This window comes from Streptomyces sp. RG80, assembly GCF_040446465.1.
Lineage (GTDB): Bacteria > Actinomycetota > Actinomycetes > Streptomycetales > Streptomycetaceae > Streptomyces.
Genome location: NZ_JBEAAJ010000003.1, coordinates 214811 through 236126, shown reverse-complemented (window position 1 = coordinate 236126; position 21316 = coordinate 214811). Strand labels below are relative to the sequence as shown.

Annotated in this window: 21 protein-coding genes; 13 read left to right on the top strand and 8 right to left on the bottom strand. The window is 71.0% G+C overall.

Going from position 1 to position 21316, the window contains the following annotated elements:
• Positions 1–256 precede the first annotated feature (256 nt).
• From ABKA17_RS11270 to ABKA17_RS11255, 4 genes are all read left to right on the top strand, one after another.
• The gene (locus ABKA17_RS11270; RefSeq protein WP_353691819.1) at positions 257–445 is read left to right on the top strand and encodes a hypothetical protein; all 189 of its coding nucleotides are present in this window, start codon (positions 257–259) and stop codon (positions 443–445) included.
• Between the two features lie 45 nt (positions 446–490).
• Positions 491–691: a DUF4236 domain-containing protein gene (locus ABKA17_RS11265; protein WP_353691818.1), complete on the top strand. Its 201-nt coding sequence runs from the start codon at positions 491–493 to the stop codon at positions 689–691.
• Between the two features lie 73 nt (positions 692–764).
• Entirely contained in the window at positions 765–2294 is a 1530-nt protein-coding gene (locus ABKA17_RS11260) for a helix-turn-helix domain-containing protein (protein ID WP_353691817.1), read from the top strand.
• A gap of 58 nt (positions 2295–2352) precedes the next feature.
• Positions 2353–3348 carry an Lrp/AsnC family transcriptional regulator gene (locus tag ABKA17_RS11255; RefSeq protein WP_353691816.1) on the top strand — a complete coding sequence of 332 codons (996 nt, stop codon included), beginning with the start codon at positions 2353–2355 and terminating at the stop codon, positions 3346–3348.
• Positions 3349–3402: 54 nt separating this feature from the next.
• Here the strand turns inward: ABKA17_RS11255 and ABKA17_RS11250 are convergent, their stop codons facing one another.
• Positions 3403–4854 (bottom strand): MFS transporter, encoded by a 1452-nt coding sequence (locus ABKA17_RS11250; protein WP_353691815.1) that lies wholly within the window; start codon positions 4852–4854, stop codon positions 3403–3405.
• Positions 4855–5066: 212 nt separating this feature from the next.
• On the bottom strand, positions 5067–5483 hold the full coding sequence (locus tag ABKA17_RS11245) for a DUF6299 family protein (RefSeq protein ID WP_353691814.1): 417 nt from the start codon (positions 5481–5483) through the stop codon (positions 5067–5069).
• Between the two features lie 238 nt (positions 5484–5721).
• Between ABKA17_RS11245 and ABKA17_RS11240 the strand changes: the two genes are divergently transcribed.
• Entirely contained in the window at positions 5722–5904 is a 183-nt protein-coding gene (locus tag ABKA17_RS11240) for a DUF5999 family protein (RefSeq protein WP_353691813.1), read from the top strand.
• A gap of 24 nt (positions 5905–5928) precedes the next feature.
• On the opposite strand, the gene ABKA17_RS11235 is transcribed toward ABKA17_RS11240, so the two are convergent.
• Positions 5929–6327 carry a RidA family protein gene (locus ABKA17_RS11235; protein WP_353691812.1) on the bottom strand — a complete coding sequence of 133 codons (399 nt, stop codon included), beginning with the start codon at positions 6325–6327 and terminating at the stop codon, positions 5929–5931.
• Positions 6324–7556 (bottom strand): acyl-CoA dehydrogenase family protein, encoded by a 1233-nt coding sequence (locus tag ABKA17_RS11230; protein ID WP_353691811.1) that lies wholly within the window; start codon positions 7554–7556, stop codon positions 6324–6326. The genes ABKA17_RS11235 and ABKA17_RS11230 overlap by 4 nt, the downstream gene beginning before the upstream one ends.
• A 136-nt stretch (positions 7557–7692) precedes the next feature.
• Here ABKA17_RS11230 and ABKA17_RS11225 point away from each other — a divergent pair, with 136 nt between their 5' ends.
• The 5 genes from ABKA17_RS11225 to ABKA17_RS11205 all read left to right on the top strand — a co-directional run bounded on the left by ABKA17_RS11225 (position 7693) and on the right by ABKA17_RS11205 (position 12911).
• The gene (locus tag ABKA17_RS11225) at positions 7693–9285 is read left to right on the top strand and encodes an AMP-binding protein (protein WP_353691810.1); all 1593 of its coding nucleotides are present in this window, start codon (positions 7693–7695) and stop codon (positions 9283–9285) included.
• 15 nt (positions 9286–9300) lie between these two features.
• Positions 9301–10113, top strand: coding sequence for a PaaX family transcriptional regulator (locus tag ABKA17_RS11220; protein ID WP_353691809.1), 813 nt, complete (start codon positions 9301–9303; stop codon positions 10111–10113).
• A 145-nt stretch (positions 10114–10258) separates the two neighbouring features.
• On the top strand, positions 10259–10810 hold the full coding sequence (gene cysC, locus ABKA17_RS11215) for an adenylyl-sulfate kinase (RefSeq protein ID WP_353691808.1): 552 nt from the start codon (positions 10259–10261) through the stop codon (positions 10808–10810).
• Positions 10807–11709 carry a sulfate adenylyltransferase subunit CysD gene (cysD, locus tag ABKA17_RS11210; RefSeq protein ID WP_353691807.1) on the top strand — a complete coding sequence of 301 codons (903 nt, stop codon included), beginning with the start codon at positions 10807–10809 and terminating at the stop codon, positions 11707–11709. The genes cysC and cysD overlap by 4 nt, the downstream gene beginning before the upstream one ends.
• 2 nt (positions 11710–11711) lie before the next feature.
• Positions 11712–12911, top strand: coding sequence for a sulfate adenylyltransferase subunit 1 (locus ABKA17_RS11205; RefSeq protein WP_353691806.1), 1200 nt, complete (start codon positions 11712–11714; stop codon positions 12909–12911).
• Between the two features lie 34 nt (positions 12912–12945).
• Here ABKA17_RS11205 and ABKA17_RS11200 read toward each other — a convergent pair whose 3' ends face one another.
• Together ABKA17_RS11200 and ABKA17_RS11195 are read right to left on the bottom strand one after the other, a co-directional pair.
• Positions 12946–15330, bottom strand: a complete 2385-nt coding sequence (locus tag ABKA17_RS11200; protein WP_353691805.1) for a bifunctional salicylyl-CoA 5-hydroxylase/oxidoreductase — start codon at positions 15328–15330, stop codon at positions 12946–12948.
• Positions 15315–16142: an enoyl-CoA hydratase family protein gene (locus ABKA17_RS11195; RefSeq protein WP_353691804.1), complete on the bottom strand. Its 828-nt coding sequence runs from the start codon at positions 16140–16142 to the stop codon at positions 15315–15317. Before ABKA17_RS11195 ends, ABKA17_RS11200 begins: the two co-directional genes overlap by 16 nt.
• A gap of 302 nt (positions 16143–16444) precedes the next feature.
• Between ABKA17_RS11195 and ABKA17_RS11190 the strand changes: the two genes are divergently transcribed.
• Entirely contained in the window at positions 16445–16897 is a 453-nt protein-coding gene (locus ABKA17_RS11190) for an ATP-binding protein (RefSeq protein WP_353691803.1), read from the top strand.
• Between the two features lie 13 nt (positions 16898–16910).
• Here ABKA17_RS11190 and argF read toward each other — a convergent pair whose 3' ends face one another.
• Positions 16911–17918, bottom strand: a complete 1008-nt coding sequence (argF, locus tag ABKA17_RS11185) for an ornithine carbamoyltransferase (RefSeq protein WP_353691802.1) — start codon at positions 17916–17918, stop codon at positions 16911–16913.
• An 82-nt stretch (positions 17919–18000) separates the two neighbouring features.
• A complete protein-coding gene (locus ABKA17_RS11180; RefSeq protein WP_353691801.1) occupies positions 18001–19224 on the bottom strand; it encodes an arginine deiminase in 1224 nt (407 codons plus the stop codon).
• Between the two features lie 154 nt (positions 19225–19378).
• Between ABKA17_RS11180 and ABKA17_RS11175 the strand changes: the two genes are divergently transcribed.
• Positions 19379–20416 carry an SPFH domain-containing protein gene (locus ABKA17_RS11175; RefSeq protein WP_353691800.1) on the top strand — a complete coding sequence of 346 codons (1038 nt, stop codon included), beginning with the start codon at positions 19379–19381 and terminating at the stop codon, positions 20414–20416.
• A complete protein-coding gene (locus tag ABKA17_RS11170; RefSeq protein WP_353691799.1) occupies positions 20413–21312 on the top strand; it encodes an NAD(+)/NADH kinase in 900 nt (299 codons plus the stop codon). Before ABKA17_RS11175 ends, ABKA17_RS11170 begins: the two co-directional genes overlap by 4 nt.
• Positions 21313–21316 lie beyond the last annotated feature (4 nt).

Here is a 21316-nt window from a genome sequence, read left to right as displayed (position 1 = left end):
CGTACTCACCACGATCCTGCCGCCACGGCATCTTGGCCGATCCGCTAAGGTCAGGCTAAGTTAGGTAACCCTTACCGCTGGAGTGGCGATGCGGGCGGCTGCGGTGCGCCTGGGCAGATATCTCGATGTCGAGATAACTCTAGTACACGGGGGCGGGATGGTCATGCCCCGCCTCCGTTTGTGACGTCCCACACGGCCAGGGACACTCCGTGATTATCCGGCCGAACCCAACCTTCGGCGCGGGAAGGGGCTCGGCGTGACCGCATCCGGCCTCTCGTGGGACGAGGCTCACTGCCGCCCGGCGTACGGTCCACGCCGCAGCCGTCCTGGATCCGGCGGCCGCGACCGCGCTCGACGACACCGCGAGGAACACGGCCTGGGCGCACTCAACTCCACCTTCGAAGAGCCCGTCGAGTTCGGCCATCAGTTCGCCAAGTCGGGGTAACCGACAGGTACGTTCCGCCCCTTCGACGTTCGACGGGAGACAGGTATGCCCCTCACCTTCCGCAAGAGTTTCCGGATCCTTCCCGGCGTGCGGCTGAACATCAACCGCCGCTCCTGGTCCATCACCACCGGCGGCGGCAGGCACGGGCCGAAGCACACGTCCAGCAGCACGGGACGTCGTACGACATCGGTGGATTTGCCCGGACCTTTCGGGTGGCGCCGGACCCGTAACGCCAGGCGGCGTTGACGCACCATCAGGTCCGTCACCCGGATGGGCCCCCTGGAATGCGCCATCTCATATCTGAGATAGCCTCACCCCCATGGCAGACGATTACCTCGTACGCATCGGCAAGCTCATCCGTGACGCCCGGCAACACCGGGGCTGGACACAGTCGCAGCTGGCGGAAGCTCTCGGTACCAGTCAGAGCGCTGTGAACCGCATCGAGCGTGGCAACCAGAACATCAGCCTTGAGATGATCGCTCGAATCGGCGAGGCCCTGGAGAGCGAGATCGTGTCTCTGGGCTACGCGGGCCCGATGCATCTGCGGGTGGTCGGCGGGCGCCGGCTCTCCGGCGCCATCGACGTCAAGACGAGCAAGAACGCGTGCGTGGCACTGCTGTGCGCCTCGCTGCTCAACAAGGGGCGCACGGTGCTGCGTCGCGTCGCCCGTATCGAGGAGGTCTACCGTCTGCTGGAGGTGCTGAACTCCATCGGGGTGCGCACCCGCTGGATCAACGACGGTGTCGACCTGGAGATCGTGCCGCCGGCCGAACTGGACATGGCCGCGATCGACGCCGAGGCCGCCGTCCGCACCCGTTCCATCATCATGTTCCTCGGCCCGCTGCTGCACCGCATGGACAGCTTCAAGCTGCCGTACGCGGGCGGCTGCGATCTCGGCACCCGCACCATCGAGCCGCACATGATCGCGCTGCGCCGGTTCGGGCTCGACATCGCCGCGACCGAGGGCATCTACCACGCGCAGGTCGACCGGTCCGTCTCCCCCGAGCGCCCGATCGTGCTGACCGAGCGCGGCGACACCGTGACCGAGAACGCGCTGCTCGCCGCCGCCCGCCACGACGGCGTCACGGTCATCCGCAACGCGTCCTCCAACTACATGGTCCAGGACCTCTGCTTCTTCCTCGAGGCACTCGGCGTCAGGGTCGAGGGCGTCGGCACCACCACGCTCACCGTGCACGGCGTGCCGACCATCGACGTCGACGTGGACTACTCCCCCTCCGAGGACCCGGTCGAGGCGATGAGCCTGCTGGCCGCGGCCGTGGTGACGGAGTCGGAGCTGACGGTGCGCCGGGTGCCGATCGAGTTCCTGGAGATCGAGCTGGCGGTCCTGGAGGAGATGGGGCTCGACCACGACCGTACGCCCGAGTACTTCGCGGACAACGGCCGCACCCGCCTGATCGACCTCACGGTCCGCCCCTCCAAGCTGGAGGCGCCGATCGACAAGATCCACCCGATGCCGTTCCCCGGCCTCAACATCGACAACGTCCCGTTCTTCGCGGCGATCGCGGCGGTCGCGTCGGGCAAGACCCTCATCCACGACTGGGTCTACGACAACCGCGCGATCTATCTGACGGACCTCAACCGCCTCGGCGGCCGCCTCCAACTCCTCGACCCGCACCGCGTGTTGGTGGAGGGCCCGACCCGCTGGCGGGCCGCCGAGATGATGTGCCCGCCCGCCCTGCGGCCCGCCGTGGTCGTCCTGCTGGCGATGATGGCGGCGGAGGGCACGTCCGTACTGCGCAACGTGTACGTCATCAACCGGGGTTACGAGGATCTGGCCGAGCGCCTCAACTCCGTGGGGGCGCAGATCGAGATCTTCCGGGACATCTAGCCCGACCGGAGCCCGACCCGGGCTTCCACGGAGCATGCCCCCATTGAAGGATGGGGGCATGCTCGACGCCCTGGACCGCGCCCTGATCCACGCGTTGCACATCGACGGCCGTGCGCCTTTCGGACGGATCGCCGCGGCTCTCGATGTGTCGCCGCAGACCGTCTCCCGCCGCTACAGCAGGCTGCGCACCGAGGCGTCCCTGCGGGTCGTGGGGCTGCCGGATCCCCATCTGGCGGGGCAGACACAGTGGTTGCTCCGGCTGACCGCGGCGGCGGGTTCCGCGCGGGAGCTGGCCCAGGCGCTCGTGCGCCGGCGGGACACCTCGTGGGTGAAACTCGTCTCCGGCGGTACCGAGATCGTCGCGATCGTCCACGCGCCGACCGACCCCGCCCCCGCCACCAACTCCCTTCTGCTGCACGACATTCCGCGCACCCACCACATCACCGCGGTGTCCGCACACTGCGTCCTGCACACCTATCTCGGCGGGCCCACGAACTGGCGGCGCAGCGCCGACACGCTGGACGAGGATCAGCAGCGGATGCTGCGCGAGTACGCGGCGGTCGACATCTCGTACGTGCCGGTGCCGCGCCCGCTCGGTGACTCCGACGCCGGTCTGCTGGGTGCCCTGCAGAAGGACGGGCGGGCCACGCACGCGGAGTTGGCCAAGGCGACCGGGCGGTCCCCTGTCACCGTGGCGCGTCGGCTCGCGGATCTGCGGGCGGGCGGGGCCCTGTTCCTCGATGTCGAGGTCGACGCCGGGCAGTTCGGCGTCAACACCAAGGCGCTGCTGTGGCTGTCGGTGAGCCCGGCCCACCTCGACGCCGTGGCGACGGCCCTCGCCGGGCACGACGAACTCGCCTATGTCGCCGCGACCACGGGCCCCACGAACCTGGTCGCCCAGGCCCTCTGTCGCGACCCCGCCGACCTGCACCGCTACCTGACCCGGCGGCTGGGCGCCCTGCCCGCGATCCAGACCCTGGAAAGCAGCCCGGTGTTGCAGAACCTCAAGGCGGCGAGCCCTGTCATCAACGTCTCGGCGAGAAGGCACGGTTGACGTCTCGACGAGAAGGCGCCGTTGACGTCTCGCCGAGTAGGCCCGGTTAACCGGTTAACTCCCCGCCCGGACCCCCGACCGCCCCTTCCCGCCGCTCATCGCCCCGCTCGTCACGAAGCTGACCCCGACCAGCGCCACGGCGACCCAGAACGCGCCCTGGACGGCGTGCAGTTCGGCCGACGCGCCTTCCCCGTCCGTGTCGTTCAGATACACGCTGCCGAGGATCGCCACCCCGAGTGTGGCGCCCAGTTGCTGGACCGCGTTCAGCAGACCGGCGGCCGAGCCGATCTCCTGGGGCCGGAGCGGGGCGAGGGCGAGGGTGAAGAGGGCGGGGCTGAACAGACCGGCCCCGACGCCGACGACCCCGAGTGCGAACAGCAGCGGCGTCGGATAGTGGTGCGGGTCGGCCGCGTGGTAGACGGCGATGGCGGTGAGGGCTCCAGCCAGGAGGACGGCGAGGCCCAGGAACATCACGCGGTGCCCGTACCGCTTGACCAGGTGGGCGCCGGCCACCCAGGAGGCGACGGCTAGGCCCACCGACAACGGGGCAAGGGTCAGGCCCGACTCCAACACCCCGACTCCCAGGCCGAGTTGGAGGTGCAGGACGACGACCGTCAGCAGCCCGTTGGTGACGGCGAAGAAGAACGTGGACGTCAGCAGGGCGGCCGGGAAGCCGCGGTGGGCGAACAGGCTCGGCTCCACCAGTGGGCTGCGTCCGGCGGCGGCCACGGCCCGCTGGTGCACCGCGAAGACCCCCATCAGGCACAGCCCCGCCGCGAGGGACGCCCAGCTCCGGCCCGGCAGGGCGGTCAGGTCCGCGCCGATCAGGGGGTGGACGAGGAGGCCGGTGCCCGCCGTCGCCAGCAGCGTGCCGGTCACGTCGAGGGTGGGCCGCTTGGGCGCCCGGTTCTCCAGCAGCCGGGGCGAGATCGCCAGCACCAGCAGCGATATCGGTACGTTCACCAGGAACACCGCGCGCCACGAGGAGCCGAACAGGTCGGCGTGGGTGAGCACCCCGCCGAGCACCGGTCCGCAGACAGCGGCGAGGCCCATCACGGGACCGATGCTCCCCAGCGCCTTGGACATCTCGGGGCCGGTGAACATCGCCTTGATCAGGCCGATGGTCTGGGGGATGACCAGGGCCGCCGCGGCCCCCTGCACCACCCGGAAGGCGATCAGAAGCCCCACCGAGGGCGCCGCGGCACACGCCACGGACGCGACCATGAAACCGGTGACACCGCACACGAACAGGCGCTTGCGGCCCGCGATGTCGCCCAGTCGGCCGCCGGTGATCAGCAGCACCGCGAACGGCAGGGTGTACGCGGTCGTGAACCACTGGACGTTGGACACCGACCCGCCCAGATCGGCGTGGATCCTGGGCGCGGCGACCTGCACGACGGTCGCGTCGAGCAGGTTCATCGCCTCACCGAGCAGCAGGGCGGTGAGCTCGGGCCATCGCCATCGGTACGGCGTGGGGGTCGGCGCCTGCACAGGCTGAGCGGTCATCGGGGTTCCTCTCCACCGTCGTCGACACGCCGGCCCGGCCCCCCGGTCTGCGGGGCGTCGGGCCGGCCACGACTCAGCGTCGGCGGATGGAAACGGGAGCTCCAGCCAGGGCCCGGAGATGGTGGATTCCTTCCATCGGCACCGCCCTCGGTGTCGATTTCCTCCACTGCACACGCTGCACTGGCGGTGGGCGCTCACCACCTGGCTGGAGGTCAGCCCTGGGTCAGCGTGACCGCCTGCTGCCGGGTCGCGTGGAAGCGGGGCAGCGGCAGGCCGCCCTGCGGGTGGAGCTCCATCACGGTGGCCTCCACCTGGGCGGCGCCGGGCTCGAGCGATCCGGGCGAGGGCTGCCCGGTGTTCTCCCAGCGGTGCTCGACACCGTCGCAGACGGCCCGGGTGCCGCCGATGCCGTGGCGCACGGACGGGGACTTCTGCCCCACGGAGGAACTCACGAAGACCGGGCCCGTGTTGCCGAGGCAGCGGTAGGTGCCGGAGAGGGTGACCGTGCCGTCGGCGGCCACGGTGCCGGTCGGATCGACGGTGACCGTCTCGTAGGGGTCCGCGCCGGCGGTGGGGGCCACGGCCAGAAGGAGCAGCGCGGCGAGGACGAGAGCGGGGCGTACGGGCATGGGGGTGCCTCCCGGATAGGTGGAACGGGGGCCTCCACTGGTACCGGTCCGCCGCGCCGAGGGGTGTGATCGTCACTCCTTCGGTGGCGAGTCCGCCGCGGTCTTCGTGGATCGGTCAGGGTGTTGTCCGCGTGTTGTCACGGTTGGCGCCCGGCCGTTCCGATGAGTTCGCGGCAGGCGCATGGTCTATCCATACGGACGACCCGTACGGACCGTCCGCCCGATGTGGAGGTGCGCCATGTGTTCCCACCAGCCTTCGTGCCCCGCCTCCGACGCCCGCACGCCGCACGTCGTGGCCGCCCATCCCGAGCAGGGCTGGAGCCTGCTGTGCGACGGGGCGATCGTCTTCGACGACACCGGTGAGCTGCGGCCGGACGGAAGTGTCGTGGGTCCGGTCACCCAGCTCGCCATGGCCGCCTGAGCGTTCCGCCATGGTGTGTGACGGCTAGGGCAGTACCGCGAAGCCGTCTAGTTCCACCAGCGCCTCCTCGTCCCACAGCCGGACGACCTCCACTACCGCCATCGCCGGGTAGTCCCGGCCCGCCGACTCCCGCCAGATCCGGCCGAGTTCGGGAGCCCGTAGCCGGTAGTCCGCTACGTCCCTGGCGTAGACGGTGACGCGGGCGAGGTCGGCGGGCGTACCACCCGCGGCCCGTAGCGCGCTCAGCAGATTGGTGAGCGCCCGCTCGAACTGTGCGACCAGCCCCTCCCCCACGATCTTGCCGTCCGCGTCGAGCGCGGTCTGGCCCGCCAGGAAGACCACGCGCGTGCCGGTGGCGACGACGGCGTGGGAGAAGCCGGCGGGCGGGGCGAGGCCGGGCGGGTTGATGCGTTCGGTACTCACCGGGACGCCTCCGTCTCCGCGTACAACTCCTTGGCGATGATGCCGCGTTGGACCTCGCTCGCGCCCTCGTAGATGCGCGGCGCGCGTACCTCGCGGTAGAGGTGTTCCAGGAGGTGGCCGCGTTGGAGAGCGCGGGCGCCGTGCAGTTGGACGGCCGCGTCGACGACGTACTGCGCGGTCTCGGTGGCCAGCAGCTTCGCCATCGCGGCGCGCTTGGGCACATCCGGGGCGCCTTCGTCGTACGCCGTCGCCGCCGCGTACACCATGAGGCGGGCCGCGTCGGTGCGCAGGGCCAGCTCGGCGACCCGGTGGGCGACCGTCTGGAGGTCCTTCAACTTGCCGCCGAACGCGTCCCGTCGGGCGGTGTGCGCGAGGGTCGCGTCCAGTGCCGCCTGCGCCATCCCGACCGCGAACGCACCGACGCTGGGCCGGAACAGGTTGAGGGTGCCCATCGCCACCCGGAAACCGCGGTCGGGCTCACCGAGGACGTCGTCGGCGGTGACGGGGACGGCGTCGAAACCGAGGGCGCCGATGGGGTGCGGGGACAGCATGTCGAGCGCGGTACCGGTGAGGCCGGGTCGGTCGGCGGGCACCAGGAAGGCGGTGACACCGCGGGCCCCCGCACCGGGGGTGGTACGAGCGAAGACGGTGTAGAAGTCGGCCTCGGGGGCGTTGGAGATCCAGCACTTCTCACCGCTGAGCCGCCACCGGGACCTCCCGTCGGCCTCGGCGGCGAGGGGGGAGGCGGAGGCAGGGCGAGGGGTGCTGCCGATCGGCGCCTGCGCGTGCCGCTCGCCCTCCGCCGCTCCGTCCCCGCCCCCGTCCGCCTCCGCCCGCAGCCCCAGCGCGGCCGCGTCCGAGCCGGCGCCCGGCTCGCTCAGGGCGAAGGCCGCCACGGCCGTCCCGTGCTCCACTTCGGGCAGCCAGCGGTCTCGCTGAGCCGGTGTCCCGTAGGCGTGTACCGGATACGCGCCCAGGCCCTGGAGTGCGAGGGCGGTCTCGGCCTCCGTGCAGGCGTAGGCGAGGGACTCGCGCATGAGGCAGAGGTCCAGGGCGCCGGAGGTGAACAGCCGTCGCAGCAGGCCCAGTTGGCCGAGCTCGGCGACCAGGGGCCGGTTGACGCGCCCCGGCTCGCCCTTCTCCGCCAGCGGGCGCAGCCGCTCCGCGGCCGTCGTGCGTAGCTCCGCACACCAGGCGGTTCGTACCGGATCGAGCGAGAATGCGGGCATTGCCGGGCCCCTCTCTCCACTGGACCCTTCGACGATATCGCGTCCCATTGACTGTCGTCACCAACGCGATACGCTCCTTCAGCGAGCCCACCCACGACGCCCACAAGGCAGGCCACCAGGCAAGGGGGCACCCGCCATGAACGTCTCGGCGCACGTCGACACCTTCGCGCGCGACCATCTCCCGCCGCCCGACCAGTGGCCCGAACTGACCTTCGACCTGCCAGAGCTCCGTTACCCCGATCGGCTGAACTGTGCCGACGAGCTGCTGACCGGCCCACCCGACGACTCCCCGGTGTTCCACACCCTCACCGGCGACAGCTGGACGTACGGCACGCTGCGGGCCCGCGTCGACCGGCTCGCGCATCTCCTCACCGACGAGCTCGGGGTCGTCCCCGGCAACCGCGTGCTGCTGCGCGGCCCCACCACCCCCTGGCTCGCGGCCTGCTGGCTGGCGGTGCTGAAGGCGGGGGCGGTCGCCGTGACCGTACTGGCACAGGCACGGCCGCACGAACTGGCCACCATGTGCGAGATAGCCCAGGTCAGACACGCCCTGTGCGACATCCGGGCGGTCGACGACCTCGCGAAGGCCGAGATACCGGGGCTCAGGATCACGACGTACGGCGGTGACGCGCCCGACGACCTGCTGAACCGGACGGCACCCGACACCCCGTACCCGGCCGTGCCGACCGCCGCCGACGACGTGGCGCTGATCGCCTTCACCTCCGGCACCACCGGGCGCCCCAAAGGGTGCATGCACTTCCACCGGGATGTGCTCGCGATAGCCGACACCTTCTCCCAGCATGTGTTGCGCCCACATGTGGGCGATGTCTTCGCCGGCAGCCCCCCGCTCGGCTTCACCTTCGGCCTCGGCGGACTCGTCGTCTTCCCGATGCGGGTCGGCGCCAGCGCCCTCCTCCTCGAACAGGCCGGTCCCAAGCAGCTGTTGCCCGCGATCGCCGAGCACCGGGTCTCCGTGGTGTTCACGGCGCCGACCGCCTACCGCGCGATGCTCGACGAGCTGGACGCGTACGACACCTCCTCGCTGCGCCGCTGTGTCTCCGCCGGCGAGAACCTGCCCGCGGCCACCTGGCGGGCCTGGCACGAGCGGACCGGGCTGCGGATCATCAACGGCATCGGCGCCACCGAACTGCTGCACATCTTCATCTCCGCCGCCGACGAACACATCCGGCCGGGGACGACGGGGGTGCCCGTACCGGGCTGGCACGCGCGCGTGGTCGACGAGGACGGCCGGGACCGGCCCGACGGGGAGCCCGGACTGCTCGCCGTGCGCGGGCCCGTCGGCTGCCGGTATCTCGCGGATCCGCGGCAGGGCGAGTACGTGCGCTTCGGCTGGAACATCACCGGGGACACCTACGTCCGCGAGAGCGACGGCTACTTCCGTTATGTCGCCCGCGCGGACGACATGATCATCTCCGCCGGGTACAACATCGCGGGCCCCGAGGTCGAGGACGCGCTGCTGCGCCACCCGGACGTCGTGGAGGCGGCGGTCGTGGGGCGGGCCGACGAGGCCCGCGGGCAGATCGTCGTGGCGTACGCGGTGGTCAAGGAAGGTGCCGAGCGGGACGCGGAGGCGCTGCGCGCGTTCGTCAGGGCGGAGTTGGCGCCGTACAAGTGTCCGCGCGAGATCGTCTTCCTGGACGCGCTGCCGCGCACGGCGACCGGCAAGCTCCAGAGGTTCAGGTTGCGCACCGAGGGTGACCAGCAGTGATGCCGACGACCTAAGATGATCAACGTGTCCGACCAGCATGCACCACGGTCTCTCATCGTCACGCTCTACGGCGCCTACGGCCGCTTCGTGCCCGGCCCGGTACCGGTCGCCGAGCTCATCCGCCTGCTCGCGGCGGTCGGCGTGGACGCCCCCTCCGTACGCTCCTCCGTGTCCCGGCTCAAACGTCGCGGGTTGCTCGTGCCATCACGTACGGCACAAGGGGCGGCCGGGTACGAACTGTCGCCGGACGCCCGTCAGTTGCTCGACGACGGCGACCGGCGGATCTACGCCGTGGAGCCGCCCGAGGACGAGGGCTGGGTGCTCGCCGTGTTCTCCGTGCCGGAGTCGGAGCGGCAGAAGCGGCACGTGCTGCGCTCCCGGCTGGCCGGGCTCGGCTTCGGGACGGCGGCGCCGGGCGTCTGGATCGCACCCGCGCGGCTGCACGACGAGGCCCGGCACGTACTCCAGCGGCTCGGCCTCGACCCGTACGTCGACTTCTTCCGCGGCGAACACCTCGGCTTCGCCCCGACCGTCGAGGCCGTCGCCCGCTGGTGGGACCTGGCGGCGATCGCCAAGGAGCACGAGGAGTTCCTGGACCGCCACGCGCGCGTGCTGCGGGCCTGGGAGCAGCGCGAGGACACCCCACCCGAGGAGGCCTATCGCGACTACCTCCTCGCCCTGGACACCTGGCGCCACCTCCCCTACGCCGATCCCGGGCTGCCCGCCCGGCTGCTCCCGGAGGACTGGCCGGGCAGCCGCTCGGCGGCGGTCTTCCGGGGGCTGCACCGGCGGCTGCGGGACGCGGGGGCCGAATTCGTCGGCGGCTGAGTCCGTCTCCAGGCCTCCATCAGGGTGTGACCTCGCGCACAACACAGGTAGCTAAGCGAACCCTCAGGTTCCTCTGTCCGTCTTCTCAAGTTTCTTACCTAGCGTCCCTCGGGTCGTCCGAAGGTAAGGAAGAGGGCTGTTGCGCATGACCACCACGGCAAGGGCTCAGGGAGCCACGGTCTGGCTCACGGGGCTGCCCAGCGCGGGCAAGACGACCATCGCCCGGCGGCTCGGTGACCGGCTGAGGGCCGAGGGGCACCGGGTGGAGGTCCTCGACGGTGACGAGATACGCCGCTTCCTCTCCGCGGGCCTGGGGTTCTCCCGCGAGGACCGCAACACCAACGTGCAGCGCATCGGACTGGTCTCCGAGGTCCTCGCCCGCAACGGCGTGCTGTCCGTCGTCCCCGTCATCGCGCCCTACGCCGACAGCCGCGAGGCCGTCCGCAAGCGGCACGAGGCGAGCGGGACGCCGTACATCGAGGTGCATGTCGCGACCCCGGTGGAGGTGTGCAGCGAGCGGGACGTGAAGGGCCTGTACGCCAGACAGGCCGCGGGCCGGCTGACCGGGCTGACCGGCATCGACGACCCGTACGAGCCGCCGGTGGACGCGGCGCTGGTGCTGCCGACCCAGGCGCAGACGCCGCAGGAGTCCGCGGACGCGGTGTACGCGGTACTGGCCGAACGGGGGCTCGTATGAGCGACTTCGCCCTGTCCCACCTGGACGCGCTGGAGTCCGAGGCGGTGCACATCTTCCGCGAGGTGGCGGGTGAGTTCGAGCGGCCGGTGATCCTCTTCTCCGGCGGCAAGGACTCCATCGTCATGCTGCATCTGGCGCTGAAGGCCTTCGCCCCGGCGGCGATCCCCTTCTCGCTGCTGCACGTGGACACCGGGCACAACTTCCCCGAGGTCCTCGACTACCGCGACCGCACGGCGGCCGAGCACGGTCTGCGGCTGCATGTGGCCTCCGTACAGGACTACATCGACCGCGGTGTGCTCCGGGAACGTACCGACGGGACCCGCAACCCGCTCCAGACGCTGCCGCTGACGGAGAGGATCCAGTCCGAGCGCTTCGACGCGGTCTTCGGCGGTGGCCGGCGTGACGAGGAGAAAGCGCGGGCCAAGGAGCGCGTGTTCTCGCTGCGGGACGAGTTCTCGCAGTGGGACCCGCGCCGCCAGCGCCCCGAGCTGTGGAACCTCTACAACGGCCGGCACGCCCCCGGCGAGCACGTCCGCGTGTTCCCACTGTCCAACTGGACCGAGCTGGACGTCTGGCAGTACATCGCCCGCGAGGAGATCGAACTGCCGGAGATCTACTACGCCCACCAGCGCGAGGTCTTCCAGCGGGCCGGCATGTGGCTGACCGCCGGCGAGTGGGGCGGACCGAAGGACGGCGAGACCGTCGAGAAGCGGCAGGTCCGCTATCGGACGGTCGGCGACATGTCCTGCACCGGCGCGGTGGACTCCGACGCCGACACCATCGACAAGGTGATCGCCGAGATCGCCGCCTCCCGGCTCACCGAGCGCGGCGCCACGCGTGCCGACGACAAGATGTCCGAGGCCGCGATGGAAGACCGCAAGCGCGAGGGGTACTTCTGATCATGACCGTTGACACGCTTCGGTTCGCGACGGCCGGTTCTGTCGACGACGGCAAGTCCACGCTGGTGGGCCGGCTGCTGCACGACTCCAAGTCGATCCTCACGGACCAACTGGAGGCCGTGGAGCGCGCCTCGGCCAGCCGCGGCCAGGAGGGCCCGGACCTCGCGCTCCTCACCGACGGGCTGCGCGCCGAGCGCGAGCAGGGCATCACCATCGACGTGGCCTACCGCTACTTCGCCACGCCCGCCCGCCGGTTCATCCTCGCCGACACCCCCGGCCATGTGCAGTACACCCGCAACATGGTCACCGGCGCCTCCACCGCCGAGCTGACGATCATCCTGATCGACGCCCGCAACGGCGTCGTCGAGCAGACCCGCCGGCACGCCGCGATCGCCGCTCTGCTCCGCGTCCCGCACGTCGTCCTCGCCGTCAACAAGATGGACCTGGTCGGGTACGAGGAGAAGGAGTTCGACCGTATCGTCGAGGACTTCGCCGGACACGCGGCCAAGTCGGGGCTGCCCTCCTTCACACCGATCCCGGTGTCGGCCCTCGTCGGCGACAACGTGGTGGACCGCTCGGCGCACATGGACTGGTACGACGGTCCGGCGCTGCTGGAGTTCCTGGAGAGCGTGCCCGTCGGCGTCGAGGCCGCGGACGCCCCGGCCCGCTTCCCGGTCCAGTACGTCATCCGTGACGGCGAAGTCCGCCACTATGCGGGCCAGTTGGCGTCGGGCGCGCTGCGGGTCGGCGACCGGGTCACGGTGCACCCCTCCGGCGAGAGCTCCGAGATCACCGGCATCGACGTGCTCGGCGTCCCCGCCGACGTGGCGTACGCGCCGCAGTCGATCGGGGTGCGCCTCGCCGACCAGCGGGACGTCTCGCGCGGCGACATGATCACGGCCGGGGTCGACGTCCCGGCCCTCACCCGGGACGTCCGGGCGGCCGTCTGCCATCTGGCCGACCGTCCGCTGCGGGTCGGCGACCGGGTGCTCGTCCGGCACACCACCCGGACCGTCAAGGCGATCGTCAAGGACCTCGGCGGAGCGGATGAGTTGAGCGCCAACGACCTGGGGCGCGTGACCCTGCGCACGGCCGAGCCGCTGGCCCTCGACGACTACGCGGTCTCCCGGCGCACGGGCGCGTTCATCCTGATCGACCCGGCGGACGGGGCGACGCTGACCGCGGGCATGGCTCAGCTTTAGAGCCACTGCCTTGCAAACAGGATGTCGTACGCCCTCAAGTCCCCAGTGTCAGCCGGGGCTTGGGGGCGTCCGTGCGTCCGGTCTGCGGGCGGCGACTACCCGCCCGGTACGGGTCCGGCCAGCGGACGCCGGGACCGTCGTAGCCCTGTTCGGCGGCCGCGTGCAGCGTCCAGTGCGGGTCGTACAGATGCGGTCGGGCCAGTGCGCACAGGTCCGTACGCCCGGCCAGGATCAGGGAGTTGACGTCGTCCCAGGAGGAGATCGCGCCGACCGCGATGACCGGGACGCCGGTCTCGTGGCGGATGCGGTCCGCGAAGGGGGTCTGGTACGAGCGGCCGTACGCGGGCCGTTCGTCGGCCACCACCTGCCCGGTCGAGACGTCGATCGCGTCGGCGCCGTGCGCGGCGAAGGCGCGGGCGATCTCGACCGCGTCCGCACCCGAGGTCCCGCCCTGTGCCCAGTCGGTGGCGGAGATCCGGACGGTCATGGGCCGCTCCTGCGGCCACACGCCCCGGACGGCGTCGAAGACCTCCAGGGGGAAGCGGAGACGTTTCGCGAGCGAGCCGCCGTAGGCGTCGGTGCGGAGGTTGGTGAGCGGGGAGAGGAACCCGGAGAGCAGATAGCCGTGCGCGCAGTGCAGTTCGAGCAGGTCGAAGCCGGCCCGGGCCGCCCGCCAGGCCGCCGCGGTGAACTGTTCGCGGAGGTCGGTGAGTTGGGCGCGGGTGAGTTCACGCGGGGTCTGGTTGCCGGGTCCGTACGGGAGCGGGGAGGCGGCCACGAGGGGCCAGTTGCCGTCGGGCAGCGGTTCGTCGATGCCCTCCCACATCAGCTTGGTCGAGCCCTTGCGGCCGCTGTGGCCGAGTTGGACGCCGATCGCCGTGCCGGGTGCCTGGGCGTGCACGAAGTCGGTGATCCGCCGCCAGCCCTCGGCCTGTCTGCCGGTGTAGAGGCCGGTGCAGCCGGGGGTGATGCGGCCGGCCGCGGAGACGCACACCATCTCCGTCATCACCAGACCCGCGCCGCCGAGTGCCCGCGCCCCCAGGTGCACCAGGTGGAAGTCGCCGGGGAGGCCGTCGACGGCCGAGTACATGTCCATGGGGGACACGACGACCCGGTTGCGCAGGGTCAGGCCGCGCAGCCGGAACGGGGTGAACATCGGGGGCGTACCCGGTGGGCAGCCGAACTCCTGCTCCACCGCTCCGGTGAAGTGGGGGTCGCGCAGCCGGAGGTTGTCGTGGGTGACGCGGCGGCTGCGGGTGAGGAGGTTGAAGGCGAACTGGCGGGGCGGCTGGTCGAGGTAGCGGCCGAGGTTCTCGAACCACTCCAGGCTGGCGCGGGCGGCCCGCTGGGTGGAGGTGACGACGGGTTTGCGTTCCGCCTCGTAGGCGGCCAACGCCTGTGCCAAGGTCGGCTGTTCCTCCAGGCAGGCGGCGAGTGCGAGGGCGTCCTCCACCGCGAGCTTGGTGCCCGAGCCGATGGAGAAGTGCGCGGTGTGGGCGGCGTCGCCGAGGAGCACGGTGTTGCCGTGGGACCAGTGGTCGTTGACGACCGTGCGGAAGGTGGTCCACGCGGACTTGTTGGAGCGGAGCGGCCTGCCGCGGAGCGCTTCCGCGAAGATCTTGGCGCAGTGGTCGATGGATTCCCGGGTGTCGAGTTCGTCGAAGCCCGCGGCTCGCCAGACCTCCTCGCGCATCTCGACGATCACGGTGGAGGCGTCCGGTGCGTAGGGGTAGGCGTGCAACTGCATCACGCCGTGTTCCGTCTCCGCGATCTCGAAACGGAAGGCGTCGAAGGCGAAGTCCGCGGCGAGCCAGATGTAGCGGCAGTGGTGGGTCTCCACATGGGGGCGGAGCACCTGGGCATGGGCCTCGCGGGTGGTGCTGTTGACTCCGTCGGCGGCGATGACGAGGTCGTGGGTGGTCGCGAGGTCGGGTGGGGCGGGGGTGCGGAAGCGGAGGTCCACGCCCAGGTCGCGGCAGCGGTTGTGCAGGATCTCGAGGAGGCGTTTGCGGCCGAGGGCGGCGAAGCCGTGTCCTCCGGAGGTGTGGCGGGTGCCTCGGTGGACGATGTCGATGTCGTCCCAGCGGATGAAGTCGTGCTGGAGGGCTTCGTAGACCACCGGGTCTGCGTGTTCGATGCCGCCGAGGGTTTCGTCGGAGAGGACCACGCCGAAGCCGAAGGTGTCGTCGGGGGCGTTGCGTTCCCAGACGGTGATGTCGCGGGTGGGGTCCAGGCGTTTCAGTAGTGCGGCTGCGTAGAGGCCGCCGGGGCCGCCGCCGATGATCGCGATTCGTGGGGGGTGGCTGGGCTTGTTCGGCGGCTGCGGGCTCGTTGTGGCTGGTCGCGCCCGCGCGGCGGTAGCCGCAAATTCAAAACAGCCCCGCGCCCCTGAGGACGACACCGTTACCGTCCTTGCCATTTCGGCGGCCTCTTCTCCGTGAACGCCTTGTGGAACTCTGCGTAGTCCTCGCCGTTCATCAGGAGGGCCTGGGTCGACGCGTCGAGCTCCACCGCCGCCGCCAGCGGCATGTCCAGCTCCGCTGTCAGCAGCGCCTTCGTCTGGGCGTGCGCCAATGCCGGGCCGTCGGCCAGGCGGCGGGCCAGGGCGGCCGCGGCCTCGTCCACCCTGCCCTCGTCCGTGAGCTCGCTGATCAGGCCGATCCGTTCCGCCTCCGGTGCTCGTACCGCTTCGCCCAGCATGAGCAGGCGGGTCGCGTGCCCCAGTCCCACCACTCGCGGCAGCAGGTACGCGGCGCCCATGTCGCCGCCGGACAGGCCCACCCGGGTGAAGAGGAAGGCGAAGCGGGCCGTCGGGTCGGCCACCCGGAAGTCTGCCGCGAGGGCCAGGACCGCGCCCGCGCCCGCCGCGACGCCGTGCACCGCCGCGATCACCGGGAACGGGCACTCCCGTACCGCTCGCACGACCTGGCCGGTCATCCGGTTGAAGTCGAGGAGCTGGGCCGTGTCCATGGCGAGGGTGGCGCCGATGATCTCGTCGACGTCGCCGCCGGAGCAGAAACCGCGGCCCTCGCCGGCCAGGACCAGGGCGCGTACCGCGCGTTCCCGGGACAGCTCGGCGAGGAGGTCGCGCAGGTCGGCGTAGGCGCCGAAGGTGAGCGCGTTGAGTTTCTCGGGGCGGGCGAGGGTGACGGTGGCGACGCCGGCCTCGATCTCCACGCGCAGGTGCTCCCAGCGGGCGGTGCGGGCGGCGGAGCCGGTGAAGGGACTCATGCGGTGCGGCCTCCTCGTACACGGACAAGGTGCGCTTTCCCACGCTCTACCCCTCGAAGCTATCACCCATCTTTGACTGTCGTCACGAGTGCGCGATAACACCGCTCGGATGTGACCTGGTCCCGTCACATCCGTCACGGCTCGTCGACAGAGCGGCTACGGCGGGAGCAGCCGTGCGAGGCAGGCCGTTGTGAGGGGTAAGCCGCTCGATAACGGGGTCGAAGGTCCCGCGCGGTGCCCGTCGGACGCCTCTGCCGACGGCGCCGTACCATTCATAAGGTTGAAAGCAGGACAGCCTGCTCATGAACGGAACCGCCTTGCAAGATCGCCCCTCAGCCTCCGCCTCCTGGCGCATCGCGCTGCCGCACTCCGCAGCGGCCGTGCCCGTCGCCCGTGCGCTGGTGCGCACGGCGCTGGCCGAGCTGGAGCACGGGGCCGACAGCGACACCGCGGAGCTGCTCACCGCCGAGCTGGTCGCGAACGCCGTGGAACACACCGCCGGGGACGCCCCGATAGAGCTGGTCGTGGAGCTGCTGCCGAGCGGCTGCCAGGTCGAGGTGCACGACCCGGACCCGGCACCGCCGGGCAATCTGACCCGCCCGGTCGACGTGGAGCCGGATCCCTGGCAGGAGCACGGCCGGGGGCTGCTGCTGATCCGCGCGCTGAGCTCGTCCTGCGGGCACCGCCCGACCGAGTCCGGCAAGGCGGTGTGGTTCCGGCTGCCGGTGGTTCCGCCGCAGTGGCGACCGGCGTGAGACGTGGGTCCGGTCAGGCCAGCGTCGCGACCAGGATCGCCTTGATGGTGTGCAGCCGGTTCTCCGCCTCGTCGAAGACGACCGAGTGGGCCGACTCGAACACCTCGTCGGTCACCTCCAGGGACGCCAGACCGTACGCGTCGTATATCTCCTGCCCGACCTTCGTGCCGAGGTCGTGGAAGGCCGGCAGACAGTGCAGGAACTTGACGTCCGGGTTGCCGGTGGCGCGCAGGACGTCCATGGTCACGGCGTACGGGGCGAGGGACGCGATGCGCTCTTCCCAGACCTCCTTGGGTTCGCCCATGGAGACCCAGACGTCCGTGGCGACGAAGTCGGCGCCGGCGACGCCTTCCGCCAGGGACTCGGTGAGGCTGATGCGTGCCCCGCTGTCCACGGCGAGCTGCCGGGCGCGCTCCACGATGTCCTGGGCGGGCCAGTAGGACTTCGGGGCGACGATCCGGACGTCCATGCCGAGCAGGGCGCCGGTGATCAGGTAGGAGTTGCCCATGTTGAAGCGGGCGTCGCCGAGGTAGGCGAAGGCGATCTCCTCGACCGGCTTGTCGGTGTACTCGGTCATGGTGAGGACGTCGGCGAGCATCTGGGTGGGGTGCCAGTCGTCGGTGAGGCCGTTGTAGACGGGGACGCCGGCGTACGCGGCGAGTTCCTCGACCTTCTGCTGACTGTCCCCGCGGTACTCGATGCCGTCGTACATCCGGCCCAGCACGCGCGCGGTGTCCCGTACGGACTCCTTGTGCCCGATCTGTGAGCCCGAGGGGTCGAGATACGTCGTCGAGGCACCCTGGTCGGCGGCCGCGACCTCGAACGCGCAGCGGGTGCGCGTCGAGGTCTTCTCGAAGATCAGCGCGATGTTCTTGCCGCTCAGGTGCCTGGTCTCGGTCCCGGCCTTCTTCGCGGCCTTCAGCTGGGCGGCCAGCTCGACGAGGCCGAGGAACTCCGGCCCGGTGAAGTCGAGCTCCTTGAGGAAGTGGCGCCCGGCGAGGGCGGTCGGGACGGTCGCCATGAGGGCGCTCCAGAGGTGCGGGGGACAAGTACTCCTGGAAGTCTATACGACGCTCGGCATTTATATACGGTCTGGTGTGTGACTATACGGCCGCCCGTTCGACGGGACAGCTCATACAGCGCGGCCCTCCTCTCCCCCGGCCCAGCTCGCTGCCCGGGATCTCGATGACCTCGATGCCCTGCTTGCGCAGATGGGTGTTGGTGGTGGAATTGCGCTCGTAGGCGACGACGACACCGGGTTCGACGGCGAGGACGTTGCAGCCGTCGTCCCACTGCTCACGCTCTGCGGCGTGCACGTCCTGGGTCGCGGTCAGGACGCGGATCTCGCTGAGCCCGAGGGCGGCGGCGATCGCGCGGTGCATGTGCTCCGGCGGATGGTCGGTGACCTTGAGCTCCTTGTCCCCGACGCCGGGTTCGATGGTGTACGAGCGGAGCATGCCGAGCCCGGCGTACTGGGTGAAGGTGTCGCCGTCGACCATCGTCATCACGGTGTCGAGGTGCATGAAGGCACGGCGCTTGGGCATGTCGAGCGCCACGATGGTCTGCGCGGAGCCGGCGTCGAAGAGCTTGTGCGCGAGCATCTCCACGGCCTGGGGGGTGGTCCGCTCGCTCATGCCGATGAGGACGGCACCGTTGCCGATGACGAGGACGTCGCCGCCCTCGATGGTGGACGGGTAGTCGGCCTGCCCCTCGCTCCACACCCGGAACGTTTCGTCACGGAAGAGGGGGTGGTGTCGGTAGATCGCCTCGAAGTGCACGGTCTCCCGCTGCCGGGCCGGCCAGCGCATGGCGTTGACGGAGACGCCGTCGTAGATCCAGGCGGAGGTGTCGCGGGTGAAGAGGTGGTTGGGCAGGGGCGCGAGCAGGAATTCGTCCAGGTCCATGACGTGGAAGCGGACGGAGACCGGCTCCTCGTGCGCCTCCAGGAACTCCCGTTTGGTCATGCCGCCGACGAGGGCCTCGGCGAGCTCGGGCGCGGGCAGCGTCTCGAACGCGGCGCGCAGATGGTCGGTGGCGAGGACGCCGTACTCCTTCTCGTCGAAGACCCGGTCCAGGACGAGGGTGCGGGCCGCCGGGATCGCCAGGGCCTCGGTGAGCAGGTCGCCGAAGAGGTGGACGGTGACCCCGCGGTCGCGCAGCACGTCCGCGAACCCGTCGTGCTCGGCGCGCGCCCGGCGCACCCAGAGCACGTCGTCGAAGAGGAGGGCGTCCTTGTTGCTGGGGGTGAGCCTTTTGAGCTCGAGATCCGGCCGGTGCAGGATGACGCGGCGCAGCCGCCCGGCCTCGGAGTCGACATGGAATCCCATGTCTCCATCCTGACCACCGAAGACCGTCTTCACCCCCTGCTTGACCACTTCTGGTTCTCGTCCTCTTCTCCGTCTCCTCTCCGTCGTATTTTTCGTCCCCTTGACGATAAACCTGCCCCAGGGTTATCGTCCTCGAGACGAAAAGAGGGGTCTCGTGGCCGACATCACCCGGCGCCTGGGCTGGCGCCATCTGCGCGGCGCGCCCACGGCGCACATCCGGCACCACCGCGGCGGAAAGCTGCTGCACGACGGACCGGGCTTGAGCTTCTGGTTCCGCGCGCTGACCGCGGCGCTCTCCGAAGTCCCGGTCGACGACCGGGAGTTGGCGATGACCTTCCATGCCCGCACCTCCGACTTCCAGGACGTGGCGGTACAGGCGACGGTGACGTACCGGATCAGCGACCCGGCGCTCGCCGCGGCCCGTCTGGACTTCTCCGTCGACCCGGACACCGGCGCGTGGCGCGGCACCCCGCTGGAACAGCTCGGCACGCTTCTGACGGAGACGGCACAGCAGCACGCGCTGGACGTCCTGGCTCGTACGTCGCTGTCGTCGGCGCTGGTGGACGGGGTCGCGGCGGTACGGGAACGGGTGGCGGCGGGCCTCGCCGCGGAGCCCCGGCTGCCGGCCACCGGTATCGAGGTGGTGGCGGTCCGGGTGGTCGCCCTGCGGCCGGAGCCGGAGGTGGAGCGGGCGCTGCGCACCCCGGCCCGCGAGCAGATCCAGCAGGAGGCGGACCGGGCGACCTACGAGCGGCGGGCGGTGGCCGTCGAGCGGGAGCGGACCATCGCCGAGAACGAACTGGCCAGCCAGATCGAACTCGCCCGGCGCGAGGAGCAGTTGGTCGAGCAGCGCGGTACCAACGCCCGGCGCGAGGCGGAGGAGCACGCGGCGGCGGACGCGGTACGGGCCGGCGCGGAGGCGGCGCGGTCCCTGAAGCTCGCGGAGGCCGAGGCGGCGCGTTCCGTGCAGTTGGCCCGTGCCGAGGCCGAGGGCGCGCGGGCGGTCGGCGAGGCCCGGGCGCAGGCGCAGGCGGCGTGGCTCCAGGTGCACACGGACGTGGACGTGGCGGTCCTGCACGCGCTGACCGGGACCCGGCTGGCGGAGAACCTGCCGAGGATCGACAGTGTCACCGTGTCCCCTGACGTCCTCACGGGCCTGCTGGCCAAGCTGGGCACCCGGGACCCGGCATGAGCCTCGCCCCGCGGGTCGTCCTCGTCCACCGCACCACGGAGTACGAGGAGTTGGTGGCCCATCACGGCACCCACGGCCAGGCCGCGTTCTTCCTCTCCTCCCGCGGCCGGGACATCGAGGAGGTCGCGGAACGCCATCGCCGTACCCGTGGGGCACTGGCCGAGGTGACCTCGGCGATCCCCCTGAGCTGGCGGCAGTCCCGGGTGGAGCGAGCCGACCTGGACCGCTTCCTGTTCGCGCCGGAGGACGTGGTGGTCGTGGTCGGCCAGGACGGGCTGGTGGCGAACGTGGCCAAGTACCTCGCCGGGCACCCGGTGCTCGGCATCGACGCGGACCCCGGCCGCAACCCGGGCGTACTGGTCCGGCACCGCCCGGAACACACCGGGAAACTGCTCACCTCGCTCACCTCCAGGACCTCGGCCGTCGACGAACTCACCATGGTCGAGGCGGTGGCCGACGACACCCAGCGTCTCGTCGCGCTCAACGAGATCTACCTCGGCGCCCCCGGCCACCAGACCGCCCGCTACCGCCTGAACCTCGACGACCACGGGGGTGCCGTCGAGACCCAGGCCTCCTCCGGAGTACTGGTGGGCACGGGGACGGGCGCGACGGGCTGGCTGCGGTCGGTGTGGCAGGAACGGGGCAGCGCCCTGTCCCTGCCGCGTCCCGCCGAGGACCGCCTGGTGTGGTTCGTCCGCGAGGCCTGGCCCTCGCCGGCCACCGGTACGTCACTGGTGGCCGGCGAGCTCCCGGCGACGGGCGCCCTGCGTCTGACCGTCGAGTCCGAGCGGCTGATCGCGTTCGGGGACGGCATGGAGTCGGACGCCCTGGAACTGACCTGGGGCCAGAGCGTCCGCGTGGGCGTGTGCGCGCAACGGCTGAGGCTGGTCGGCTGACCCT